22 protein-coding genes are annotated in these 22,466 nt (G+C 64.9%); 5 read left to right on the forward strand and 17 right to left on the reverse strand.

The window, feature by feature from the left end:
• Nucleotides 1–157: 157 nt before the first annotated feature.
• Both ACX9NE_RS11270 and ACX9NE_RS11275 read left to right on the forward strand, forming a co-directional pair.
• A complete protein-coding gene (locus ACX9NE_RS11270) occupies nucleotides 158–3,289 on the forward strand; it encodes a Kelch repeat-containing protein (protein ID WP_459361713.1) in 3,132 nt (1,043 codons plus the stop codon).
• Between the two features lie 110 nt (nucleotides 3,290–3,399).
• Nucleotides 3,400–3,846 (forward strand): hypothetical protein, encoded by a 447-nt coding sequence (locus tag ACX9NE_RS11275; RefSeq protein ID WP_459361712.1) that lies wholly within the window; start codon nucleotides 3,400–3,402, stop codon nucleotides 3,844–3,846.
• A gap of 29 nt (nucleotides 3,847–3,875) precedes the next feature.
• Here ACX9NE_RS11275 and ACX9NE_RS11280 read toward each other — a convergent pair whose 3' ends face one another.
• The 11 genes from ACX9NE_RS11280 to ACX9NE_RS11330 form a co-directional block, all read right to left on the reverse strand.
• Nucleotides 3,876–4,232, reverse strand: a complete 357-nt coding sequence (locus tag ACX9NE_RS11280) for a type II toxin-antitoxin system HicB family antitoxin (RefSeq protein ID WP_459361711.1) — start codon at nucleotides 4,230–4,232, stop codon at nucleotides 3,876–3,878.
• Between the two features lie 219 nt (nucleotides 4,233–4,451).
• Nucleotides 4,452–4,610, reverse strand: a complete 159-nt coding sequence (locus ACX9NE_RS11285; RefSeq protein ID WP_459361710.1) for a hypothetical protein — start codon at nucleotides 4,608–4,610, stop codon at nucleotides 4,452–4,454.
• On the reverse strand, nucleotides 4,607–5,224 hold the full coding sequence (locus tag ACX9NE_RS11290; protein WP_459361709.1) for a hypothetical protein: 618 nt from the start codon (nucleotides 5,222–5,224) through the stop codon (nucleotides 4,607–4,609). The genes ACX9NE_RS11285 and ACX9NE_RS11290 overlap by 4 nt, the downstream gene beginning before the upstream one ends.
• Nucleotides 5,221–6,186 carry an MlaD family protein gene (locus ACX9NE_RS11295; RefSeq protein WP_459361708.1) on the reverse strand — a complete coding sequence of 322 codons (966 nt, stop codon included), beginning with the start codon at nucleotides 6,184–6,186 and terminating at the stop codon, nucleotides 5,221–5,223. The genes ACX9NE_RS11290 and ACX9NE_RS11295 overlap by 4 nt, the downstream gene beginning before the upstream one ends.
• The gene (locus tag ACX9NE_RS11300; protein WP_459361707.1) at nucleotides 6,183–7,187 is read right to left on the reverse strand and encodes an MlaD family protein; all 1,005 of its coding nucleotides are present in this window, start codon (nucleotides 7,185–7,187) and stop codon (nucleotides 6,183–6,185) included. Before ACX9NE_RS11300 ends, ACX9NE_RS11295 begins: the two co-directional genes overlap by 4 nt.
• A complete protein-coding gene (locus ACX9NE_RS11305) occupies nucleotides 7,184–8,308 on the reverse strand; it encodes an MlaD family protein (protein ID WP_459361706.1) in 1,125 nt (374 codons plus the stop codon). Before ACX9NE_RS11305 ends, ACX9NE_RS11300 begins: the two co-directional genes overlap by 4 nt.
• Before the next feature lies 1 nt (nucleotide 8,309).
• Entirely contained in the window at nucleotides 8,310–9,308 is a 999-nt protein-coding gene (locus ACX9NE_RS11310) for an MlaD family protein (RefSeq protein ID WP_459361705.1), read from the reverse strand.
• On the reverse strand, nucleotides 9,308–10,312 hold the full coding sequence (locus ACX9NE_RS11315; RefSeq protein WP_459361704.1) for an MlaD family protein: 1,005 nt from the start codon (nucleotides 10,310–10,312) through the stop codon (nucleotides 9,308–9,310). Before ACX9NE_RS11315 ends, ACX9NE_RS11310 begins: the two co-directional genes overlap by 1 nt.
• Nucleotides 10,309–11,301 (reverse strand): MlaD family protein, encoded by a 993-nt coding sequence (locus tag ACX9NE_RS11320; protein ID WP_459361703.1) that lies wholly within the window; start codon nucleotides 11,299–11,301, stop codon nucleotides 10,309–10,311. The genes ACX9NE_RS11315 and ACX9NE_RS11320 overlap by 4 nt, the downstream gene beginning before the upstream one ends.
• Nucleotides 11,302–11,304: 3 nt before the next feature.
• Entirely contained in the window at nucleotides 11,305–12,189 is an 885-nt protein-coding gene (locus ACX9NE_RS11325; RefSeq protein WP_459361702.1) for an MlaE family ABC transporter permease, read from the reverse strand.
• The gene (locus tag ACX9NE_RS11330) at nucleotides 12,189–13,073 is read right to left on the reverse strand and encodes an MlaE family ABC transporter permease (RefSeq protein WP_459361701.1); all 885 of its coding nucleotides are present in this window, start codon (nucleotides 13,071–13,073) and stop codon (nucleotides 12,189–12,191) included. Before ACX9NE_RS11330 ends, ACX9NE_RS11325 begins: the two co-directional genes overlap by 1 nt.
• Before the next feature lie 379 nt (nucleotides 13,074–13,452).
• On the opposite strand from ACX9NE_RS11330, the gene ACX9NE_RS11335 reads away from it, so the two are divergent.
• A complete protein-coding gene (locus tag ACX9NE_RS11335; RefSeq protein WP_459361700.1) occupies nucleotides 13,453–15,207 on the forward strand; it encodes a GMC oxidoreductase in 1,755 nt (584 codons plus the stop codon).
• A gap of 9 nt (nucleotides 15,208–15,216) precedes the next feature.
• Here the strand turns inward: ACX9NE_RS11335 and ACX9NE_RS11340 are convergent, their stop codons facing one another.
• The 5 genes from ACX9NE_RS11340 to hsaA all read right to left on the reverse strand — a co-directional run bounded on the left by ACX9NE_RS11340 (nucleotide 15,217) and on the right by hsaA (nucleotide 19,517).
• Nucleotides 15,217–15,825, reverse strand: a complete 609-nt coding sequence (locus tag ACX9NE_RS11340; protein WP_459361699.1) for a hypothetical protein — start codon at nucleotides 15,823–15,825, stop codon at nucleotides 15,217–15,219.
• 157 nt (nucleotides 15,826–15,982) lie between these two features.
• A complete protein-coding gene (gene hsaB, locus ACX9NE_RS11345; protein WP_459361698.1) occupies nucleotides 15,983–16,549 on the reverse strand; it encodes a 3-hydroxy-9,10-secoandrosta-1,3,5(10)-triene-9,17-dione monooxygenase reductase subunit in 567 nt (188 codons plus the stop codon).
• A gap of 9 nt (nucleotides 16,550–16,558) precedes the next feature.
• A complete protein-coding gene (hsaC, locus tag ACX9NE_RS11350; RefSeq protein WP_459361697.1) occupies nucleotides 16,559–17,461 on the reverse strand; it encodes an iron-dependent extradiol dioxygenase HsaC in 903 nt (300 codons plus the stop codon).
• The gene (gene hsaD, locus ACX9NE_RS11355; protein WP_459361696.1) at nucleotides 17,458–18,333 is read right to left on the reverse strand and encodes a 4,5:9,10-diseco-3-hydroxy-5,9,17-trioxoandrosta-1(10),2-diene-4-oate hydrolase; all 876 of its coding nucleotides are present in this window, start codon (nucleotides 18,331–18,333) and stop codon (nucleotides 17,458–17,460) included. Before hsaD ends, hsaC begins: the two co-directional genes overlap by 4 nt.
• Nucleotides 18,333–19,517, reverse strand: coding sequence for a 3-hydroxy-9,10-secoandrosta-1,3,5(10)-triene-9,17-dione monooxygenase oxygenase subunit (gene hsaA / locus ACX9NE_RS11360; protein WP_459361695.1), 1,185 nt, complete (start codon nucleotides 19,515–19,517; stop codon nucleotides 18,333–18,335). Before hsaA ends, hsaD begins: the two co-directional genes overlap by 1 nt.
• A gap of 147 nt (nucleotides 19,518–19,664) precedes the next feature.
• Between hsaA and ACX9NE_RS11365 the strand changes: the two genes are divergently transcribed.
• On the forward strand, nucleotides 19,665–20,744 hold the full coding sequence (locus ACX9NE_RS11365; RefSeq protein ID WP_459361694.1) for a 2Fe-2S iron-sulfur cluster-binding protein: 1,080 nt from the start codon (nucleotides 19,665–19,667) through the stop codon (nucleotides 20,742–20,744).
• A gap of 27 nt (nucleotides 20,745–20,771) precedes the next feature.
• The gene (locus tag ACX9NE_RS11370) at nucleotides 20,772–21,299 is read left to right on the forward strand and encodes a hypothetical protein (protein WP_459361693.1); all 528 of its coding nucleotides are present in this window, start codon (nucleotides 20,772–20,774) and stop codon (nucleotides 21,297–21,299) included.
• A 108-nt stretch (nucleotides 21,300–21,407) separates the two neighbouring features.
• Here the strand turns inward: ACX9NE_RS11370 and ACX9NE_RS11375 are convergent, their stop codons facing one another.
• Nucleotides 21,408–22,280, reverse strand: coding sequence for a hypothetical protein (locus ACX9NE_RS11375; RefSeq protein ID WP_459361692.1), 873 nt, complete (start codon nucleotides 22,278–22,280; stop codon nucleotides 21,408–21,410).
• Nucleotides 22,281–22,466 lie beyond the last annotated feature (186 nt).

Consider the following 22,466-nt stretch of genomic DNA (forward strand, 5'->3'; position numbering starts at 1 on the left):
ACCCGTTTGCGCCCCTTGCGGACTCGCGCGCGCTGCGCCGCCAGGCGTTCGGCCAGCAGCTCGCCGGACCAATAGTTGCCATAGCGGTATCCCTGGGATGTACGGTTCGCGCTACTGTTGACCTCGCGAATTATTGATCGGGAGGGGAAAGCCGAGAATGCCTGAGGAACCCCCGGCCGAGGGCGCGCCGGCACCCAGCGGGATCGCAGCCGAATTGGCGACCGCCGGGTTCGAGGACGCGCGGCAGGTCGCCCGCGGCGGCGCGGGTGTGATCTTCCGCTGCTACGAAACGGCACTGGGCCGAAACGTCGCAGTCAAGGTGCTGCCTTCGCACCTCGACGAGGAAAGCCGGGAACGTTTTCTCCGCGAGGGCTACGCGATGGGCGGGCTGTCCGGACATCCCAACATCGTCCACATCCTGCGGGTCGGTATGACCAACGGAAACCGTCCATACATCGTCATGCCGTATCACGCCGCCGATTCCCTCGCGGTGCGGTTGCGGCACGAGGGCCCGATCCCCTGGCCCGAAGCCCTGAGGATCGGGGTCAAATTGTGCGGTGCACTGGAGACCGCGCACCGCAACGGCACCCTGCATCGCGACATCAAACCGGCCAACGTGCTCATCAACGACTATGGCGAACCGCAGCTCAGCGACTTCGGCATCGCCCACATCGAAGGCGGTTACGAAACGGCGACCGGGTTCTTCTCGGGCACGATCGACTACACCGCGCCCGAGGTCATGACCGGCAACCCAGCGACGGTTGCCGCCGACATCTATTCGCTCGGTGCCACCATCTACGCGCTGATCGCCGGCAACGCCGCCCATGAGCGACGCAAGGGTGAGGACCTCATCGCGCAGTATTTGCGAATCAGTTCATCCGGGGTTCCAGACATGCGACCGGACGGGATCCCCGACGCGCTGTGCACCGCGATCGAACACGCGATGTCGATCGACCCGGAGCAGCGACCGGCTTCCGCCGAAGCTTTCGGCCGCGAGTTGCAGGCCGCACAGCGCGCCAGCGGGTTGAAGCCGGACGCAATGGCCATCACCAGCGTGGGCGAGCACACCGGGCGCACGGCCGTAGCCGCGGCGCCGGGCAACGCGGTGACTCCGCCTTCCTCGACCGGCGTGCCACAGTCAATCCGGCCACCGGCGCCCGATCCGGCCAGCACACAAGCCCTGGCACGAGAGAATCGGCCTCCGGAGGACCCCACTTCCGTGATCAACCCGTCGATCACCCCGGCGCGCGATGTCGTGGCTCCAGAGCCCCCGATCGTGGACGACCCGGTCGAGGCCGCCAAAATGCTGCGCAATGCGCGCGCGGGACACGCCGCGCCACGCGCTCCGCAGACACCGGACAGCCCGCCGCCGTCGCCGCCCAGGGCGGGGCGCCTGCGGGGGCTTGCCGGCCCTGAAAACACCAAGGGTCGGCTGCTGGTCGGCGCGGCGATCCTGGTCGTGCTGCTGCTCGTCGCCGGCGGGGTCTTCCTCGCGGTGTCGCAGGACGAAAACAAGAGCACCAACGCAGCAAGCCAGCCGCGGACTCAGGCGCCGGTCAAGTGGAAACCGATCACCAACGCGCGCATCGCACGGGACGCGGCGGCAACCACGCAATCGGACGGCACGATATGGATATTCGGCGGCATCGGAAGCAACGGCTCCGTAACCGCGCGCCACGAAGGTTACGACCCCGCAATCGACGAATGGAAGGGTGGTGACGACCTACCGGTTCCGGTCCAACGTGCCAGCGCGGTGACCTGGCAGGGCAACCCGGTGGTGCTGGGTGGCTGGAAGACGACAAGCACCAAAAACGTTGCTAGCGACCAGGTTTGGCGAGTCGTCAACAGTCACTGGGTCGAGCTGCCGCATATGTTGCAACCGCGCGCCGCAGCGGGCGCGGCGGTCGTCGGCGACCGCATCATCGTGACCGGCGGCGTGGACGCCAACGGCGCGCTGCTGAACACGACGGAGATCTTCGACGGCACGTCCTGGAGCCTGGGGGCCCCGCTCCCGACTCCGCGCGAGATGCTGGCCGCGGCCACTGACGGCAAACTGGTGTACGCGGTCGGCGGGACCAGCGGAAGCACCGACTCGGCCGCGGTCGAAGCGTACGATCCGGACGCGAAGACCTGGACGACCTTGCCACCGATGGCGCGGCCCCGCAGCGATCTCGGTGTGGCGATAACCGATGGCCGTCTAGTGGCGGTAGGCGGATTGTCCGGCGGAGAAGTCCTCAAGACCGTCTCGGTATTCGACTTGATGGCAAAGACCTGGGACGGGTTGCCGGACATGGCGACCGCGCGCCACGGGATGGCGGTCGCCGCGGTGGAGAAGACCGTGTACGCGATCGGGGGCTCGACCGGGCCCGGCGATCAGCAGGTGGTATCGGCGGCTGAAGCTCTGGCCCTTCCGGCGCGCAAGACTCAACCAGTTGCGCAGTGGCGCACCTTGCCGGATGCCAAGAGTCCCCGGTTGATGATGGCGTGGACGGTGCAGGGCGACAAGATCTGGTTGATCAGTGGCCTCTACAACGGAACGATTTTGAGCACCGTCGAGAGCTACGACCCACGCACCGGGGTCTGGGAAACCGGGCCGCCGTTGCCGGTGCCGCTGCACCACGCGGCCGCTGCAACATATCGCGGCGAGGTGATTGTGCTCGGAGGTGCCAACGACAACATCGCCGAAGCCTCCAATAAGGTCTTCGCGTTGCGCGGAAACAACTGGGTGGAGCTGCCGAGCCTCACCCACGCACGGGCCGCCCCGGCGGCCGCGGTGGTCGGTGACAAACTCATCGTTGTCGGCGGGCAGAACGCCAAGCAACTGGTGCCCCAGACCGAGGTGTTCGACGGAAGTTCGTGGAAGGACGCCGCCAACATGCCGACCCCGCGCGAGCACCTCGCGGCGGTGTCCGACGGCACTTATGTGTACACCGTCGGAGGCCGGTTCCTTTCCGCCGACAAGAACTCCGCGGCGTTCGAGCGGTACGACCCGCAGTCCGGGGCCTGGACGAAATTGGTCGACATGCCGACGCCACGAGGAAGTTACGGTGCCACGTACATCGACGGGCGGGTGGTGGCGGTCGGCGGCGAGGAGCCGACACGAGTGTTGTCGGTGGTGGAGGCCTACGACATCGCCGAAGGCAAATGGTCGACGTTGTCGCCGATGCCGACCGCGCGCCACGGCGAGGCGGTGGCGACGGTGGGCCACACGATCTACGTGATCGGTGGCGCGAACCGGCCGTCCCACGAGGGTGGAACGGCGACAGTCGAGGCACTGGACTTCATGTAGCACTGCGCGGGCGTTGTTTTGGTTTTGTGGAATATGGGGATTCGCTCCAGACGGCCTTGCACACCGCCGCAGCACCGCAACCGTCCTAGCAATGGAGTTCGCCGTTCGCCATGAGTACCAGCAATATCGTCTTGATCGTGATCGCCGCACTCGTCGTGATCGCGCTGATCGTGGCGCTGATCGTCGTGTCCACCAGGGCAAAACGGCGTCGCCGTATCCAGCAGGCCGAGGAGATTCGCGAGCGGGCCAGAGTGGAGTCCTCCCGGGTCGAGCGCCGTGAGGCACTGGCTGAGGAAACCGCCGCGCGGGCCCGTGCCGCCCAGGCCGAGGCGGAAGCCAAGGCCGCCGAAGCCAAACGTCTGCAAGAGCGGGCGGCCGCGCACCAGAGCGAGGCCGCGACGTCACGCGAGCAACTCGACGAGCAGTGGAAACATGCCGACACCCTCGACCCGAACACCAGGCTCGAGAACGCCGAGCAGTCCCAGACTCAGGACGCCGTCGTCAACCGCGAGGGGTCCTACGGCGACACCGACCACTACCGCGGGGCGCGCACCTAGGACCGGTAGCGCCGCGCCACGCCGGGCCGTCAGTCGAGGAAAAGCTCGCCGAAGCTGTTCTTCGACTGTCGGCCCGAAAGCTGTTGCACCACCCACTGATTCATCGAGACTCCTTGTTCGGTGGCTTCGATGGCGAGCCGGGCATGTAAAGCACGCGACGTTCTCACGACGAAGGTGCCGCTGTAGTCACGCTCGCCCAGTGGCGGGGGCGGCTCACCGCCTTCCTCCCGGCAGGTCTCGAGGTGCCGCTCGACTGCCTGCTCCACCAGTACGATCGCCTGCTGAGCGAGCGGCGCCCGCTCGGCCAGAAACGGCAGCTCAAGGCATTTGGCCAGATACTCGCCGTAGTCCGCACACCATTCGACGCGGAACGTGTAGCGATTCACGCCGAACTAGGTAGCACGTGGACGCGGCTATCACCAGTCACATTCGGTGACGCCGACGCGCTCCCGCGTCACATCAGTCACAATGGCACCGGGAAGCCTGGGCACAAGTCCCTCAGAAAGTAGATATCGCCGGTGATATCACTACCTCTGGCGGACGCAACCGCGTGCCCCGGCCCCACTGCTCTGGCGCCTGAGTGATATCGCCGGTGATATCACGCTTCAGACGATGTCATGCCGAGGAATCCGGATGCAGACGTGACTGGTGGGGCTCATGGGACCGGCGCCGTCTTCCGGCGGAGTAAGCGGCGGATAACCGCCGACCGCGTCAAAGGCCCGCTTGCCCCGCATACCGGGAAGCGTCGCCGCGCGATACCTCATCGTCCCGGCACCGGCCCAGGGTCCAGTGGGCCGGCCGGGCTTCCGGTCTTGGGGCCGATGTCGGAGACCTGCCACCGCTCCCCCGCCTTGTTGACGGTGACCTGCAGCAGGATGAGCGACACCCGCGATTTCGGGTTCTGCAGGTTGCGAGTCGTCTGCGCAGCCGACACGACCACCTGATATACCTGGCCGGGCTGGGCGACCGCATCGGTGGCGAGCACCTCACCCGAGGACGTGACCTGCGCCTGCGTCATGATGCCCTTGAGTAACTCGGTGGCGTTGACGTACTTGTCCTTCAACGTCTGCGACACACCCTCTTCGACCGAACGGAAGAATGCGTCCGGGTCCTCGAAGCTGTAGGTCAGTGACTTCAGCGCGTAGTCCTTGGCAAGCTTGGCCGCGGCATCGCGATCGGATTCGCTCTGACGCAAGCCAGCCAGTTCGCCGGACACGTGACGGTACTTGTGGGCCCCGAACCACCCGGTCGCGACAACTGCGGCCAGAGCCAGTACCACGAGCCAGAACCGCCTGCCACGCAACCGATTCGGCCGTTTTGCGGCTACCTCCTCGAACTCCTCGGTAGGCACGATCTCATCGACCAACGTGTCACTCATCGGTGTCCCTCCGGAACGCTCACCTGCACGCGAACTTCGCCTGCCTCGCTGAAACTTGACTCCCACATGTCGACGAAATGCCCGGCTTCGACCTTGAATCCGCGCAACGGCGCGGTCGCCGGCTCCAATGCCGCCGCGAAGGTGCTCAACGGCCCCGACAACATGTCGAGGTACTGCTTGAGGTTTGCCACCAAGGTAGGAACCGGGGCACCGGGAGCGAACATGCCGTCGCCGGTATGGGCATACCGGTCGACCTCACGAGTCAACCTGGCCAGCGCCATGATTGAGCCGGGCAGCAACCTACCGCTGCTGCTGAGCACTCCCCCGACGTCCAGGTCGTTGATATTGGTGGTCAGCGTGGCGAGGTTGCCGAACAGTGCGGCGAGCATCGCTTTGTCGTCACGCTCGATCTTGGCAGCCCCGGCGGCAGTCGCGGCCAGCGAGTCGATGGCGGGGTCATTGCCGGCGAACGCCTGCGACACCGTGCCGACGATATTGTTGACATCCGTCGGGTTGAGCACCGAGAGCAACGCATTGGCCTTGTTGAGCAGGTCGCTGACGGTGACGGCGGATGCCACCCGCTCGGCGGGAATGACGGTGCCATCGCTGAAATAGGGCGGGGCGATGTGTGCCGGCTGGAAGTCGATGTACTGCTCGCCGACCAGTGACAGGTTCTGGATGCTTATCGCGCTGTCCGCTGGGATCGCATGTTCTCGGTCAAGGTCGATCGACACCTTCAATCCCCCTGCGGTGGTGTGGATCCCGGTCACCTTGCCGACTCTGATGCCCCGCATGGTCACCTGCGAGGTCGGCATCAAACCGCCGGAAGAGTCCAGCAGTAGTGTGAGCCGGGTAGGCCGGGTGGTCGGCTCCACCTTGAGCACCCCGAACGTTAGATAACCTACGCCGAGCAGCGTTGCGACCGCGAGAATTACCACCGTGACGCCGGCATTGAATTTCATGGCAGCATCCCCATCGTCCGCATCGCCGCAATCGCCTCGTCTGCCCGCGCTCCGGGGCTGACCGATACGCTCAGCCGCGGGCCCCCATTGCTGTAGAACGGGATCAGCTTGTCGCGGATCAGCGCCAGCATCTTGTCGGCCATCGCAGGCAGCGTGACGTCGGCCGAAGCGATCGTCCGGACCGTCGGCGTGATGTAGGACAGCATCTGCAGGAGATCAGGCGTATTCGGGACGAGTAGCTCTCCGCCGTAGCGACCCAGATCCTGTGCGCACACCAGCAATTGGACGATGCTGGGCAACACCGCCGACATCGCTCGCAGTCGCACCGGCCCATCGTTGATCAGGCGGTCGAAAGCGCCGGTGTCGGCCAGCAACCCGTTGCTGAGACGTTCTGTGCTAGTGAGTATTTCATCGATCTTGTCCTGATTGGTAGCCAGGTCGCGCAGCATTCCGGCCAGCTTCTGGCGCATCCGGTCCAGCTCGGCTGGATCCTTCGTGAACGCCTTGTTGAAGTTGGCCACAGATTCTTCCAGTGCGTTCAAGGACCCGCCGGACACCAGGGTCGAAACCGAGCGCAAGATGTCCTCGACATTGTCGGCCGGGACGGTGTTGCGCAGCGGTATCGTGTCGCCGTCGTGCAGACGGGCAGGCGCCGGGCTCTGTGCCGGCAACAGTGCGATGTAGATGTCGCCCAACACCGTTGCCTGCCGCAACTCGGCTCGCGTGTTCTGCGGCAGTGCGACGCCCTTGTCGACGTCGACATAGGCCACGGCCGTGCTGCCCACCAACTGAACCCGGTCCAGGACGCCCACCTGAACACCGCCCAGGTCCACCTTCGCCCGCGCCGGCAGATTGAGCACACTGGAGAACTCGATTTTGATGCTGTACTTGTCGATCGGCACATATGCGCCCGGCACCGGCAGACGGGTCGGGTCGAGCGAACAGCCCGACAGCAGGCACGCGCCCGCCACCGATACCGCAACCAGCCAACGACGAATCATGACGCCGCCCCGAGCAGCAGGTCGGTCAGCCCCAGGATGACCGGATCCGAACGCCCGCCCGGGGCGCAGGCCGCCTCGGCGCCAGGCACCTTCCGTTGTTGCAGCACAGTGCAAATGGTGCTGGCCTGCGACGGTGACATCGACACCTGGGGCGGGAGATAGCTGACGTTGTGCGTACCCCACGCCGGCTGATACTGGGACGCAACCCAGTTGGTGACGGGCGGTAGGGCGTTGATGAAGCCGACGATCTGAGGGGTGTAGGCAGTGAGCACATCCCGCAACCACGGAACCAATTTGTCGCCGATGTTGTTGTAGGCCCTGGGCCCGAATCGGTTCAACGCATCGACCAGCAGAGGCAGCGAGTGCGCGAGATGCGCCAGCGCCGAGCCGAATCCATTGGACAGCCCCTCGATCATGCGCAGGCTCTCCGGCAGGGTCTGCAACACCGTGGTGAAGGTGTCCCAATGTGTCAGCAGGTCGGAGGTCAGAATCTCACTGTTGGCCAGCAATTGCCGGTATTCGGCATCGGCATGGTTGGGGTCGCCCACCAGGGTCACCAGGTCCCGCAATGTCTGGTTGGTCTCCGGCCCAGTGCCCTCCAGCGAGTGGCTCAGCGCTGCCAGGCTCTGGTTGATTGCCTGAGCACCGGGGGCTTTCGCCGGATCCGGTCCGTCACCGAGGATGGCACCGGCCAGCCTGTCGACCGCAGAGAAGGTTTGGCTGACGCTGATCGGCGTTTTGGTGGATTGCAGCCTGATGCATTGCGCGCCGGAGAATTTCGGGCCGCCGGAGTAGGGCTTGGTGAGTTCGACATGCCGGTCGGCGACGATCGACTGCGAGTAGGTGAGCGCCCCGACATCGGCCGGCAACTCGAGGTCGCCCGGCACCGTGAAGTCGACCTGCACGTGATCGGGCTTGTTCGCGATCGCGGTCACCGAGCCCACGTCAATGCCCAGCAACTGCACCTTGTTGCCCGGGTAAAGGCCGACGGCGTCGCTGAATTCAGCACACAACGGCCGGGTGGCGGGAGTCATCACCTTTGCTCCGGTGACGGCGAGGGCGACGATTCCGACGACCACAGCCGACACCGTGGCGCCGATCCAGGCAGTTCGTTTCTTCATATCAGCACTGCCTCACCATGTTGGGCAGACAGACGGCCGGGGCGCGCACCACCCGGTGGCTCTGGTCTACGACGACACCGTGTCCTTGCAGCATCGGCAACATCACGTTGACGATCTGGGTCAGGCCCTCGCTTGCCTTGCCGACCCGCTCCGGGTGTGCCACCAGTGCGGTGACGATGTCGTCGATGCCGTTGACCGACGGCGCCAGCTCACGGTTGTAGAACACCATGACCCGGTCGATGATGCGCGTCAATTCCCCAAGCAGCGTGAAGAACTCGATGATGTCGACGGACTTGCTGGTGTAACGCTGCCCCACCAACGCGAACTGCTCGATCAGAGCGGTGAGTTGCCGGCGGCCCGAAGCGAACGCGCCGCTCGCGTCGTTGACGAAATCAAGGCCACGATGGAAGTCACCGCTCATCTTGCTCAACGATCCGGTCAACTCGTTCGCGGACTGCAGGATCTCACGCAGAGCGTTCGGATATTTGTTGGTGGCATCGGCGAGTTCGGTGAAGGTGTCATGGATGACCTGGCCGTTGACATCTCGCAGGAACGGCGTCACCGCCTGAATGATGTCGTTGCCCTCGAAGGGCGCCTTGACCCGCTGGGGTGGAATGACGTTGTGGCCCAACGGCGCACTGCCCTGCGGGTCGAGGGCCACGTAGTGACCGCCCAGCGGGGTCAACAGCCGGATGTCCAGCGTCGAATCCGACCCGATCGCCACCGAGCGGTCGACGGCGAACGTCATCTCCACCAGCGTTCGGTTCAGTCCGACGGCGGTCACTTTGCCCACCGGGACGCCGGCGACGCGGACCTCGTCACCCACGCGCACCCCGCCCGAAGTCCCCGCGTGCGCCGTGTAACTGGCCTGGCCCGCCGGATTGACATAGGCAAGCGCGGTGGTGACCAATGCGACCACGATCGCGAACACGCCGACGACGCCGATCCGGCGGTTGCGTACGGCCTCACCCCGATCGTCGAGCACACGGCGGCCCCTCATCATCGGCATACGACCAAACCCTGTTGAGCGAAGGACACTTCGCCGATACCGGGCAGGCTCAGCTCGCCGTTGGAACACGTGAACGCCGGGCGTTCGTCGTCGACCAGCGAATCGCGCAGTCCTTGGATCAGAGTGGGAGTCAGCGACAGCCCGGCGATAACGGTGGGTGTCTGCGGGAACAGCCGCGTGCTCAGGTCATACAGCGGCGATGTCGATGCGTCGAAGCCGCGCTCCGCGGTCTGCAGCACCCGAACGAGGCTGCGCATCATTGGCAGTTCGATGTCGATGGAGGTGCGAAACTGCTCGGCTTTGGACGTGAAAGTCTCCAGTGCACCGTTGAGCGCGTTGATCAGGTCGAACAACTGCTGCGACTTGCCGCCGAGATCATGTGACAGCTCGCTGAGGTTATGCAGCAGCAGGGTGATGACGGCCTGCCGGTTGACGGCGTACTTGGAGATGACGTCGAGATCTCGCAGCACCGGCCCAATGCCGGTGTCGTCGCCCTGGATCAGGCGCAGCAGGTTCTCGCCGAACTGGTTGAGTTGCGCTGCGTCGAGCGTCTGGAATACCGGCCGGAATCCGTTGAACAGCTTGGTGATATCGAACGAAGGCACCGTCTGGCCCACCGGGATCGTCGAACCCGCCGGCATCCGGTCGCCGGTCGCGCCACGCTGGACCAGCTCCACGTAGCGCTGGCCCAACAGGTTCTGGTAGCGCACCGCCGCAATCGTGTTGCGATACAACGGGTGCGCATTCAGCGCAGTGAAATCGACCTTGGCGGTCCGGCCCTCGAGCCGGATGCCCTCCACTTTGCCCACCTGCACTCCGGAGATGCGGACGTCATTGCCCACGTCCAGGCCGGACACATCAGTGAACGTTGCCGTGTAGTGCGAGACCGCGCCATTGACCGGGCTACGCAATGCGGTGAGCAGCAGGATCGCGCACACGGTAACCACCGCCGTGAACACCGTGAGCCAAAAGACCGGCCTGAACAGGCTTCTCATCGCTGCGGCCCGCCGTCCAGTGAGACCTCGGTGCGCAACCGGACCCGTCCGTCGACCACGGTCAGGGCACCGTCCGCGCGGTCAACCAAACCTGCCAGCCGGTCGTAGGCCGGTGCCAGGCTGCCGGCGGCGAAGGACGCCGGCACGCCGACGTTCATGATCGCGTTGACCAGCTGGGCGATCCAGGTGCTGTGCTGCGCGGAGATCCCGCCGACGTCAACCAGCAACTGGCCGGTCTGCTGGAAAACCAGGTTTGTCCGCTCGATACCGCTTGGCCCGACCAATGGGCTCAACCCGTCCAGCAGGTTGGTGCTCAGCCCCACCACGGGCAGCGCGTCGCCGAGCCCACTGACGAACGATGCCAGCACCGAAAGCGACTGAGCGACAGGCATGGTGTCGGTGTCGGCGATGATCCTGGCCAGATCCGACCCGGCCCTGGCCAGTGGTTCGACGACATCGGCATGCCGGCGCAGCACCTCGATGACGTGCTCGAATTCGGGGTTGTCGAAGCTGCGGCTCAGTTTCTGGCCCTGACGCAACAACCCGGTGATCGATGCCGACTGCACGTCGGCGCTCATCACCAGCGTCTGGTTCGGCCGCAGCGCGGGCCCGTTGCCGTCGCTGACCAGTTCGACCGCGGCGGTGCCGAATACGTTCGACGAGGTGAATCTGGCTCTGGTATCGGTGGTCAGCGCCGTGGCCTGGTGCGGATCGAGCACCACCGTCATTCGTTGCCGGTTATATCCGACCGATTCCAGTTCCTTGACCGACCCGATGGCCAGGCCGTGGAACTTGACTTCAGCGCCCGGCGCCAGGCCCTCACCGATCGTGTTGGCGATGACGGTGAGTCTGAAGGTGTCATCGTACGTTCCTTGAGCGGTCTGGTAGAGCACGGTACCCACCAGCGCCAACAGCACCGCCACGATCAGGCCACGAATCCTCAAGTTGGTTGCGGTCGGGGCTAGCGCGAACAGATCACGAATCGTCATGTGCTACCCCGACAACCGCAGGCCGGGATTGTTGCCCCAGAACACCAGGGTGAGCACCATGTCGGCGACCACCACCGAGATCAGGCTGGCTCGGATCGCACGACCGGAAGCTCGACCGACACCCTCGGGACCACCGGCCGCGTAATAGCCCTCATAGCAATGGATTGCCACGATCAGCAGCACGAAGATCGCCGCCTTGACGACCGAGAGGAGCACGTCGGACGGTTGGATGAACGCATCGAAGTAGTGGGAGTAGGTGCCCGACGACTGATGGTGAACCACGTTGACCACCAGGGAGCAGAACAGGTAGCTCAGCACCAGCGACATCAGATACAGCGGAATGATGGTGATGACTCCGGCGATGACACGCGGAGTGACCACGTAGGGAATCGACGCAATGCCTTGCACCTCAAGGGCATCGATCTCTTCGGATATCCGCATCGCGCCGATCTCGGCCGTCATCCGGGTGCCCGCTTGGGCACCGAATCCGATCGCCGCGATCATCGGTGCCATCTCCCGGGTGTTGGCATAGGCGGAGATGAAGCCGGTGAGCGGGCCCATGCCGACCATGTCCAGGGCGGCATATCCCTCGATGCCTACCGACGCCCCGATCGCGGCGCCCATGAACACCAGCACGCCCACCGTCCCACCGCCGACGATCAGTGATCCGTTGCCCCAGATCATGTCGACCAGGATCGCCCCGGTGTGGCGCCGGTATCTGGTCACCGTCCGCGGTATCGCTCCGAGGGCCAGCACCAGGAAGCCGGTCTGGTGGCCAAGCCGCTCGAAGAACGACAGACCCCGATTGGCCACGCCCACCGGCAGCCGGAACACCCCGGCCAGGCCGCCCGGCCGGTACTCCGCCGGCTTGGCCACGTACCCGGCCATCATCCGACCTTCGTCGGCATGAGCGTGGTGACGAGTTCGGTGATCACCAGGTTGAGCAGGAAGACCGCGACCACGCCCAGTACCACGGCCGCGTTGACCGCGTCAGCCACCCCGCGCGGACCTCCCCTGGCCTCCAGGCCGCGCTGACAGGCGATCAGGGTGACGATCACGCCGAAAAGCCATGTCTTCAGCAGCGCGACGACGAGATCGGCTGTGGTGGCAAAGGATCCGAACGAGGCGATGTAGCTGCCCGGAGTGCCGGATTGAAAACCGACATTGATCACGTAGCCGGCCGACAGGCCCATGAAGATGATGAAGACGCACAACAGTGGCGCCACCATGATCATCGCCGCCAGCCGTGGCGTGACCAGGCGTTGCACCGGGTCGATGCCCATCACGCGCAGCGCATCGACCTCGTCGCGGATGCTGCGCGCGCCCAGGTCGGTGGTCACCGCCGCGCCGGCCGCGCCGCCCAACAGCAGCGCGGCAACGATCGGCGCGGCCTGGCGGATGACACCGAGACCACCGGCCGCACCCGAGATCGACGTCGCGCCGACCTGCTGAATGACGGTGCCCACCTGCACCGCAACGATGACTCCGAACGGGATGGAGATCAGCAGCGCGGGGATCGCGGTGACACTGACGATGAACGCGGCCTGGTTGAGCGTGTCTCGCCACGGGTGGCGCAGCCGCACCAGATCGGTGATCAGGTAGACCGCGGACTGCACGGCCAGTGCGAAGAAGCGGCCGAGCGTCTGCAGCGAACCGTCAGCCTTTCGCGCCGCGCGGCGTCCCACGCCGACGATCCGGGGAACGCTCCGGCGCGGTTCGACATGCGCCGGGGGTGCGACCACCGGAACGGCGGCATCGATCACCGGATTCATGCTGCCGCGCCCTTCCGCGACCCGGGCGCAGCGGGGCAGACAGACGAAGAAGGCATGACGGTTCCCAGGTGATCAGATGGAAGTGGCGCCTAACTGACGTTGTTAGTGAGTTCGCACAGTACACACGATGCGTTATTTAAGCGAGCCCTGATCGTTGTTTTTTCGCGAATTGAATTGGACTGTCCAGCATCTTGACAATTCGCCCCGGATTTCAAATGTAAAGCAGCTTTACGTCGGTGTCGTAACCGACGGATAATCGCGGTCGAGTCAAGTCTGAAAAGATTCTCGGCCAATTTCAGAAGAATCGTGGCAAGTCAGCTGCGGTGGGGTTTAGGCTGCGCTACACATTTATCGGTCCCCGACATTGGAGGTTGCCGCCATGGTGGAATCGCCCTCCCGAATGGCCCTACAGACCGCCGCGACTCTGGCCGCAGCACCGGATGCAATGCGCAGCGAGTACGACGTGGTGATCCTCGGTTCCGGTTACGGCGGCGCCATCACCGCCGCACGCCTCGGAGTGGCCAACGCGCGCAATGCGCAATCAGGCGGCAAACGGCTGAACATCGCGGTGTTTGAGCGCGGCTCCGAGCACCCGACCGGCACCTTCCCGGAGACCGAGAAGGCGGCGGCGGCCGAGCTGCGGTCGCCGATCAATCCACTCGGGCTGATCGAACTCGAACGCTTCAAGACCATCGACGTCATCCATGCGAACGGTTTGGGTGGCACCTCGCTGATCAATTTCAACGTCGCGATCGTGCCGGACCGCGAGGTGTTTCTGGCGTCGTGGCCCAAAGAGTTCCAACGGCTGGTCGAACAGGAACCCGAAGGAGTCGGCGGACTCGACGAGTACTACGGGAGAGCCCGGCGCATGCTCGGTGCGGTTCCCTACGCCGAGAACGTGCCGCTGCGCCGCGTCGACGCGTTCACCCAGATCGCCAAAAACGCCCGAGCTCAGCTGCAGCTGCTCAACCTCACCGTCAGCACCGAGGACCGGGTCACGAAATACGGGGTGCAGCGCCGGCGGTGCCCCAACCACGGCGGTGACGGAACCGGCGACAACACCGGTTCGAAGAACACCCTCATGACCAACTACCTGCCCATGGCCGCGCACTACGGCGTCGAATTGTTCACCGGCATCGAGGGACTTCGCGTCGAACCGACCGATGACGGCCGCTGGCGCGTCGTGACCCGTCGCACCGGCGAAAAGGGGGCAATCGAGACGGCGGTCGTCGCCCGGCAGGTGGTGGTGTCGGCGGGCACGCTGGGAAGCAACGGCATCCTGTTGCGCTCAAGTCAGGCCGGGCTGCAGATGTCGACGCGGCTCGGCAAGAACTTCAGCGGCAACGGCGACAACTTCGGCGTCGCCTACAACACCGACATGCAGACCGACACCCAGACCTGGGCCACCACCGACGGGCCACCGCGCTCACTGCTGGCTTGCGGGCCCAGTATCACCGCCGCCATGCGTTTCGGCGCCGACCAGTCTGACCTGCGTAAACGATTCACGGTGCAAGATCTGTCGCTGCCCCGCGCCCTGATCGACAGCTTCCGCTTCGGGCTGATGGGTCTGGCAGCGACCAGCTACCGCGACTATCGCAAAGCCAAGCTCGACCGGTGGCGCCGCGACATCACATTCAACACCGACGGTGCGATGAACCACTCGCTCGGCTTTCTGATCATGGTGCACGACAACTCGGACGGCGAGTTGGTGCTGCGTAAGAACGGCACCGTCAAGGTCGACTGGCCGGGGGCACCGACGGAGCTCGTCTATAAGGATGTGGACGCCGTCATGCGGCCGGCGGTCGAAGCCATCGGCGGGACATACATCAAAAATCCGCGCTGGGACAAGCGGTTCCTGGGCAAGCATCTGATCACCGCTCATCCGATGGGCGGTTGTACCACCGCGGACAATGTCGACGCGGGTGTGGTCGACCATGCCGGACGGGTATTCCGGCCGGACGGCGGCACCTACGACGGGCTCTTCGTGTGCGACGCGTCAGTGATCCCGCGGGCGATCGGAGTGAATCCGTTCTTGACCATTTCCATGTTCGCCGAGCGGGCGGCCGAGCTGATGCGCGAGGAGCTGGGTCTGCCGGGTTACGACCCGGCCGTCGAAGGCGACGACCGGGCCTGACCCTCGCCCTTAGGTTCGCAGCGCGAAGAAGCCGATCATCTCGTAACGGTCCCGCGGCAGGCGGAACAGGATCTTGCCCAGATACGTACCTTGCACCACCTCGACCAGTTCGTCGCGGATACTGCGGATGATGACGTAGGGGTTTTCCTTGACGTCGGAATAATCGATGACCATGACCTGGACGTCCGGGTCCAGCTTGCCGGCGTCCTGGTAGGTCTTGAAGTCGAAGGCGAGCTTGCCGTCGGCGGCGTCCTTCATCTTGTAAAGCGGCCACAGCAACTTCGACGGGAGCTTGGAGTTGGAGGTCATCCGGTTGTCGCCGGTGCCGGCCGCAAGGTCGAATCGCTTACCCCGCCACGGCATCCACAGGCTGGTGACGAAGCGGGCCGCGGCGTCCACGACCGGATTCGTCGTGGTCATGACCAGGATGCCGTCGGTCGGTCCGTCCAGTTCGCCGGGAGGGGTGCCCTTACGGAAAATGGCGTCGAGCTCAGCCTCGGCGGCGGCGCTGTTGGACTTCGCCCGTTCTTTGAGGTCGACGATCCATTGCCAGGCCTCTTCGGCCGCGTCTCGTTCTCGGAGATCGGAGACGCGCAACTCGGTTGCTTCGATTGACATTTCATAACCCTTATCTGTGAGCGGGAGCGCAATGGCCCAGATGTTAACCCGGTCACCACCGAATTGGAATAGCCAAAAATGCCGCTGAATAAGGTTGACAAATTAGTTCGATAAATCGATTTCCGGCGCTCGTGTAAAAATGATCGACAAACGCCGGTCAAAGCCAGGTGTCCTCAGTGGTCGTCGTCAGAAATGCTTCCAAGTCATCGCGCCATTGCGCCGGAGTGGTCTTGTCCGGCTCGATGCCGGTGTAGGAACCCCGGTAGAACAGCAGCGGACGTGGCTTGATCCTGGGCACCTCGGAGAGCGAGCGCACCGCGCCGAACACCACGAAATGATCACCGCCGTCGTGCACCGACGCCACCGTGCAGTCGATGTAGGCCAGCGAGCCCTCGATGATCGGCGAGCCGAGTTCGGATGGCCACCAATCGATCCCGGCGAACTTGTCGGGCTCCTTGGATCCGAAGCGGGCCGAGACGGACTTCTGCGCCTCGGTGAGCACACTGACGCAGAACCGGCCGCTGGCCTCGATGGCCTGCCAGGAGCGTGACACCTTGGTCGGGCAGAACAACACCAGCGGCGGATCCAGCGACAGCGCTGCAAAGGACTGGCATGCGAAACCGACCGGCACGTCCTCGTGCACGGTGGTGATGATCGTGATCCCAGTGCAGAACTGACCCAGCACGGTGCGGAATGCGCGCGGGTCAATCGGCGCGGCAGTCATCCCTGAAGGCTAGCCACGCATACCGACGGAGAAGTCGTGGCCCCACAGGCTGACCGCGGTGCTTTCCCGCGCAATCCAAGTGTCGTCTTGGACTTTCCTGCCCTCGCAACCGAATTCGACGTCGAAGCCGCCGGGCGTCTTCATGTAGAACGACAGCATCAGGTCGTTGACATGACGGCCCAGGGTAGCCGACATGGGCACCTTGCGGCGCAGCGCGCGGTCCAGGCACAGTCCGACATCGTCGGAGTTCTCCACCTCGACCATCAGGTGCACGATGCCCGACGGTGTCGGCATCGGCAGGAAGGCCAGCGAGTGGTGCCGCGGGTTGCAGCCGAAGAAGCGCAACCAGGCCGGCGCCCCGTCAGCGGGTCGGCCCACCACCTGAGGGGGCATCCGCATCGAGTCGCGCAGCTTGAAGCCCAGCACGTCGCGGTAGAAGTGCAACGCCTCGGCGTCATCGCGGGTGGTCAGTACCACGTGCCCCAGGCCCTGCTCCGCGGTGACGAACTTGTGGCCGTATGGGCTGACCACGCGGCGGTGTTCCAGGGCGACACCGTGGAAGACGGCCAATGGGTTGCCCGACGGGTCGTTGAACAGAATCATCTCGTCGACCCGGCGTTCGGCCAGTTCGGCCGCGGTGGCTTCCTTGTAGGGCGTGCCCTCCACCTCGAGGCTGTTCCGGATCTCTTGCAGGCCTTCGGCATTCGCGCATTCCCAGCCTGCCTCGGCCAACCGGTCCTGCCCGCCGGGAACGATCACCAGCCGGGCCGGGAAGTCGTCCATCCGAAGGTAGAGCGCACCGGGAACGGTGCCCTTACCCTCGACCATGCCAAGCACCTTCAGGCCGTACTCACGCCAAGCGGCCATATCCGTGGCCTCGATGCGCAGATAGCCGAGCGACCGGATACTCATCTCGCGCCTCCCAAGAAATCGATCGTCAGCTTGTTGAACTCGTCGAACTTCTCTACCTGAGCCCAATGTCCACATTGCCCGAACACGTGCAACTGAGCCCGCGGGATGGTCTTGAGTGCCACCAAAGCGCCATCCAGCGGGTTGACCCGGTCCTCCCGGCCCCAGATCAGCAGGACCGGCTGGCGAAGCCTGTACACCTCGCGCCACATCATGCCGAGCTCAAAGTCGGCCCCGGAGAAGGACATTCCCATCGCTCGGGTCGCTTGCAGCGACTCCGGCGTGCTGGCCAGCTCGAAACGCTGGTCGATCAGCTCGGGGGTGATCAGCTTCTGGTCGTACACCATGACCCGCAGAAATGCTTCGAGGTTCTCGCGGGTGGGTTCCATGGAGAACTTCCCCAGCCGCTTGACCCCCTCGGTGGGGTCAGGTGCGAACAGGTTGACGCTCAGACCGCCCGGCCCCATCAGCACCAGCTTGCCAGCGCGGTCCGGGTAGTCCAGCGCGAACCGCACCGCGGTCCCGCCACCCAGCGAATTACCCACCAGCGGAACACGTCCCAGCTCCAGCTGGTCGAACAGGCCCTTCAAAGCACGTGCCGCGTAGCGGTTGAACTGCCCGTGCTCTGCCCGCTTGTCGGAGCGCCCGTAACCCGGCTGATCGACCGCCAGCACGTGGAACTGCTGGGCCAGCACCGCGATGTTGCGCGAGAAGTTCGACCAACTCGACGCGCCGGGCCCGCCGCCGTGCAGCAGCACCACCGCCTGGTCGTTACCAACCCCCGCTTCGTGGTAGTGCAGCTTCAGCGGGCCGTCAACGTCAACTTCCGCAAAGCGCGAAGTGGATTCGAATGTCAGCTCGTCAACAGTCGTCATCACACCATGGTGTCGCCGGGCGGCAACCCGAACTCGTTGTTGCCAAAGATCACGTAGGCCCGCTCGGGGTCGTTGGCCGCGTGCACCCGACCAGCGTGCGCGTCACGCCAAAATCGTTGCACCGGAGCGTCATTAGCTAACGCGGTGGCACCGGAGGCCTCGAACAGCCGGTCGATCGAAGCGATCGCACGCCCGGTCGCGCGCACCTGATCACGCCGGGCCCGGGCACGCAGCTCGAACGGGATCTCCTTGCCGGCCGAGAGCAGCGCGTACTCCTCGGCGACGTTCCCGTGCAGCTGTCGCCATGCCGCGTCGATGTCGCTGGCCGCCTCGGCGATGCGCACCTTGGCGAACGGGTCGTCCTTGGCCTTCTCGCCCGCGAAGGCGGCCCGCACCCGCTTACCCTGGTGCTCGACGTGCGCTTCGTAGGCGCCGTAGGCCATGCCCACGATGGGCGCCGAGATGGTGGTGGGGTGCATTGTGCCCCAAGGCATTTTGTAGACCGGGGCGGTGTTGGTCCGGTACCCGCCGGCGGTGCCGTCGTTCATCGCCTTGTAGGACAGGAACCGGTGCCGGGGCACGAAGACGTCCTTGACGACAACGGTGTTGCTGCCGGTGCCCTTCAGGCCGACCACGTGCCACACGTCGTCGATGCGGTACTCGGTGCGCGGAATCAGGAAGCTGCCGAAGTCGACCGGGCGGCCGTCCTTGATGACCGGTCCGCCGAGGAAGGCCCAGGTGGCGTGGTCGCAGCCAGACGACCAGTTCCACGACCCGTTCACCAGGTACCCGCCGTCGACCACGACCCCGGCGCCCATCGGGGCGTACGACGAGGAGATACGGGTCCTGGCGTCTTCACCCCAGACCTCCTCCTGGGCCTGCTGGTCGAACAGGGCCATGTGCCAGTTGTGCACGCCGAGGATCGAGCTGACCCAGCCGGTGGACCCGCAGGCGCTGGCCAGGCGTCGCACTGCCTCGAAGAACAGCGCGGGTTCGCATTGCAAGCCGCCCCACTGTTCGGGTTGCAGCAGGGTGAAGAAGCCGACCTCGTCCAGTTCCTGAACGGTCTCGTCGAGCAGGCGGCGCCGGTCTTCGGTGGCCTGAGCGCGCTCCCTTATCCGCGGCAGCAGATCATCGATGGCAGCTAGGACCGCCTGCGCATCACGCTGTTGAATAGTGGTCACTGAGGTATGCCTCCTGGGAGTGCCGACATAAACAAAAGACTAGAACACGTTCCGATTTGTGTCGAGCAGGGTGTTCCTGCGGCTGGTAGAGATGTGAATCGGGGTTTCTATAACATGTTCTAGTTAATACCGAAGAGAGGAAGCGCCTTGACCGAGGCGGATCTGGACCAAGCACCCGACGAGCCGCTCGGCGACCACGTCCTGCAGCTGGAAATCGCCGAGGTCGTCGCCGAGACCGACGACGCACGGTCGTTGGTGTTCGCGGTCCCGAGCGACGCGCCCGTCCCCGCCGAGCGGCTGCGTTACGCTCCCGGTCAGTTCCTGACGCTGCGGGTACCCAGCGACCGCACGGGGTCGGTGGCGCGTTGCTACTCATTGTGTAGTTCGCCGTTCACCGACGACTCGCCGACGGTGACGGTCAAGCGCACCGCGGACGGCTATGCGTCGAACTGGCTGTGCGACAACGCGCACCCGGGCATGCGGATCCACGTGCTTGCCCCGTCGGGCACCTTCGTACCCAAGACGCTGGACGACGACTTTCTGCTACTCGCCGCGGGCAGCGGGATCACCCCGATCATGTCCATCTGCAAGTCGGCGCTGTCCGAAGGCAGCGGGCAGGTGATGCTGGTCTACGCCAACCGGGACGACCGTTCGGTCATCTTCCGGGATGCACTGCGCGAGCTGGCCGCCAAGTATCCGGACCGCCTCACCGTGGTGCACTGGCTGGAATCGCTGCAGGGACTTCCGAGCGCGGCCGCGCTGGCGGCGCTGGCCGCCCCGTTCACCAGCCGCCCCGCCTTCATCTGCGGGCCCGGGCCGTTCATGGAAGCCGTGCGAAGTGCCCTGGACACACTCAAAGTACCTGCGCGGCAAGTGCACATCGAGGTTTTCAAGTCGCTGGATTCCGATCCGTTCGCGGCCGTCAAGATCGAGGACGACGGTGACGAGGCGCCGGCCACCGCCGTGGTGGAACTCGACGGCGAGACCCACACCGTGTCCTGGCCGCGCAGCGCCAAACTGCTGGACGTGCTGTTGGCCAAAGGCCTGGACGCGCCGTTCTCGTGCCGGGAGGGCCACTGCGGAGCGTGCGCAACGACCCTGCGCAGCGGCAAAGTGCGTATGGAAGTCAATGACGTGCTCGAACAGCAGGACCTCGACGACGGGCTGATTCTGGCCTGTCAATCTCACCCGGAATCTGATTCGGTGGAAGTGACCTACGACGAGTAGTCACACAACTGTGGGAAGGGGAGCCGAATGAAGCGGCTGGTACCGGGTCTGGCTGTGGCTGGGCTGATCGTGACGATGCCCCTTCCGATGGCGGCGGCTGCCAGCAATACCGCGACCACCCTGTTTCCCGTCGACGAAGCGACCCAGATCCAGACGCACAGCATCGTCGACTGCCACGGCAACGGCAGCTGCGACTTCGTCGCGGGGGCGAACCTGATGACGCCCGACGGCCCAGCCGGCTTCCCCCCCGGTCTGTGGGCGCGGCAAACGACCGAGGTCCGCTCCAACAGCCGGTTGGCCTATTTGGATGCCCACGCCACCAGCCAGTTCGAGCGGGTCATGAAGACCGGCGGGGGCGACGTGATCACCACCGTCTACTTCGGCGAGGGCCCTCCGGACAAATACCAGACCACCGGCGTCATCGATTCGACGAGCTGGGCGACCGGCCAGCCGATGACCAACGTGATGGTCTTCGTGTGCACCCACATGCAGGTGGTCTACCCGGGCGTCAACCTCACCTCGCCCAGCACCTGCGCGCAGACGAACTTCTCGTAGGTTGCCAGGCCCAGCCTGCGGGCGGCCGCGCAGTTCATCCAGACTGCAAATTTGCAGCGGAAGTGCGAGTAACACCCGCCAAAAACACAGCCTCGGCGAACGACAGCTTCACCCCGCCAGCGCACGCTCCCCTTCCTGCTGCCAGCCGCGCGCCACGAGCGCCCTCGTGACACGTTCGAGGACATCCACGCGCGTGTCCTCGGCAATCACGCGGACCAGAATCCAGCCCAGCTCCTGAAGCTTGCGCAGCCGCTTCTGGTCCCAGGCGTACCGCTGGCGCGAGATCCGATGTTCGTCGCCGTCATATTCGACCGCGACACCGAACTCAGGCCAGCCCATGTCGAGCACGGCGAAGGTGCGGTAGTTGATGACGATCGGGATCTGGGTCACCGGTCTCGGAAACCCGGCATCGATCAACAACAGACGCAATTCGGTTTCCTTGGGCGAGGCGGCGCCGCCGTCGACGAGATCCATTACAGCCCTTAGTCTTCGGATGCCTCGTGCTGCCGGGTACCGCTCCGCCAACGTGAGCACAGCCTCAGGGGAGACCCGCGTCGCGCGAATCAAGGCGTCTAAACGCTCGACCGCCTGCCCGCGCGGCAGCAGACGTCCAAGGTCGTATGCCGTTCGCACCAAAGAGGTGACAGGCAAACCCGCTACCCGTCTGATTTCGTCGTCCGCCAACAGTTGATTACGTGCGACGATTCCGCCCGGTGATCGAGTAACGGACCAGGTCAGCTCAATGGGCACATCGGCGTCCACCCACTGCGCACCGTGCAGTGCCGAGGCCGCAACACCGGACACCACCCCACAGCGCCGCGACCACAACCACGCAGCCTCGGTCCGCTGTCGCAGCGAAAGCTGTTGTCCCGCCGGGCTATAAACCCCGGGGAAGATCGGACGGTACCACCGCCGCAGCTCGTGTCGGGTGAGCTCCCCGCGCTCGATCGCTTCATTGCCCTTGAACACCACGGCCGTCATGGCCCCGATACTGGCCCCGAGGTCCGACAACGCCCGCCCAAACTGCAAATCTGCAGCGAAAGTGCGAGTAACGCCCTGCAACAATGCAGCCTCGGCGAGGTGGCGCTGTGCGAAGGCTCGGTGACATGGCGCTGTGAGAAGGCGCCGTAGAAGGACTCGGCGAGGTGGCACCGCGCGCAGGCCCTG

The sequence above is a fragment of the Mycobacterium sp. ML4 genome (assembly GCF_054515735.1).

Bases quoted from the DNA above. Each gene is read 5' to 3' on its own strand.
- ACX9NE_RS11270 (WP_459361713.1), top strand. From the start codon at position 158: ATGCCTGAGGAACCCCCGGCCGAGGGCGCGCCGGCACCCAGCGGGATC.
- ACX9NE_RS11275 (WP_459361712.1), top strand. From the start codon at position 3,400: ATGAGTACCAGCAATATCGTCTTGATCGTGATCGCCGCACTCGTCGTG.
- ACX9NE_RS11285 (WP_459361710.1), bottom strand. From the start codon at position 4,610: ATGAGGTATCGCGCGGCGACGCTTCCCGGTATGCGGGGCAAGCGGGCC.
- ACX9NE_RS11290 (WP_459361709.1), bottom strand. From the start codon at position 5,224: ATGAGTGACACGTTGGTCGATGAGATCGTGCCTACCGAGGAGTTCGAG.
- ACX9NE_RS11295 (WP_459361708.1), bottom strand. From the start codon at position 6,186: ATGAAATTCAATGCCGGCGTCACGGTGGTAATTCTCGCGGTCGCAACG.
- ACX9NE_RS11300 (WP_459361707.1), bottom strand. From the start codon at position 7,187: ATGATTCGTCGTTGGCTGGTTGCGGTATCGGTGGCGGGCGCGTGCCTG.
- ACX9NE_RS11305 (WP_459361706.1), bottom strand. From the start codon at position 8,308: ATGAAGAAACGAACTGCCTGGATCGGCGCCACGGTGTCGGCTGTGGTC.
- ACX9NE_RS11310 (WP_459361705.1), bottom strand. From the start codon at position 9,308: ATGAGGGGCCGCCGTGTGCTCGACGATCGGGGTGAGGCCGTACGCAAC.
- ACX9NE_RS11315 (WP_459361704.1), bottom strand. From the start codon at position 10,312: ATGAGAAGCCTGTTCAGGCCGGTCTTTTGGCTCACGGTGTTCACGGCG.
- ACX9NE_RS11320 (WP_459361703.1), bottom strand. From the start codon at position 11,301: ATGACGATTCGTGATCTGTTCGCGCTAGCCCCGACCGCAACCAACTTG.
- ACX9NE_RS11325 (WP_459361702.1), bottom strand. From the start codon at position 12,189: ATGGCCGGGTACGTGGCCAAGCCGGCGGAGTACCGGCCGGGCGGCCTG.
- ACX9NE_RS11330 (WP_459361701.1), bottom strand. From the start codon at position 13,073: ATGAATCCGGTGATCGATGCCGCCGTTCCGGTGGTCGCACCCCCGGCG.
- ACX9NE_RS11335 (WP_459361700.1), top strand. From the start codon at position 13,453: ATGGTGGAATCGCCCTCCCGAATGGCCCTACAGACCGCCGCGACTCTG.
- ACX9NE_RS11340 (WP_459361699.1), bottom strand. From the start codon at position 15,825: ATGTCAATCGAAGCAACCGAGTTGCGCGTCTCCGATCTCCGAGAACGA.
- hsaB (WP_459361698.1), bottom strand. From the start codon at position 16,549: ATGACTGCCGCGCCGATTGACCCGCGCGCATTCCGCACCGTGCTGGGT.
- hsaC (WP_459361697.1), bottom strand. From the start codon at position 17,461: ATGAGTATCCGGTCGCTCGGCTATCTGCGCATCGAGGCCACGGATATG.
- hsaD (WP_459361696.1), bottom strand. From the start codon at position 18,333: ATGACGACTGTTGACGAGCTGACATTCGAATCCACTTCGCGCTTTGCG.
- ACX9NE_RS11370 (WP_459361693.1), top strand. From the start codon at position 20,772: ATGAAGCGGCTGGTACCGGGTCTGGCTGTGGCTGGGCTGATCGTGACG.
- ACX9NE_RS11375 (WP_459361692.1), bottom strand. From the start codon at position 22,280: ATGACGGCCGTGGTGTTCAAGGGCAATGAAGCGATCGAGCGCGGGGAG.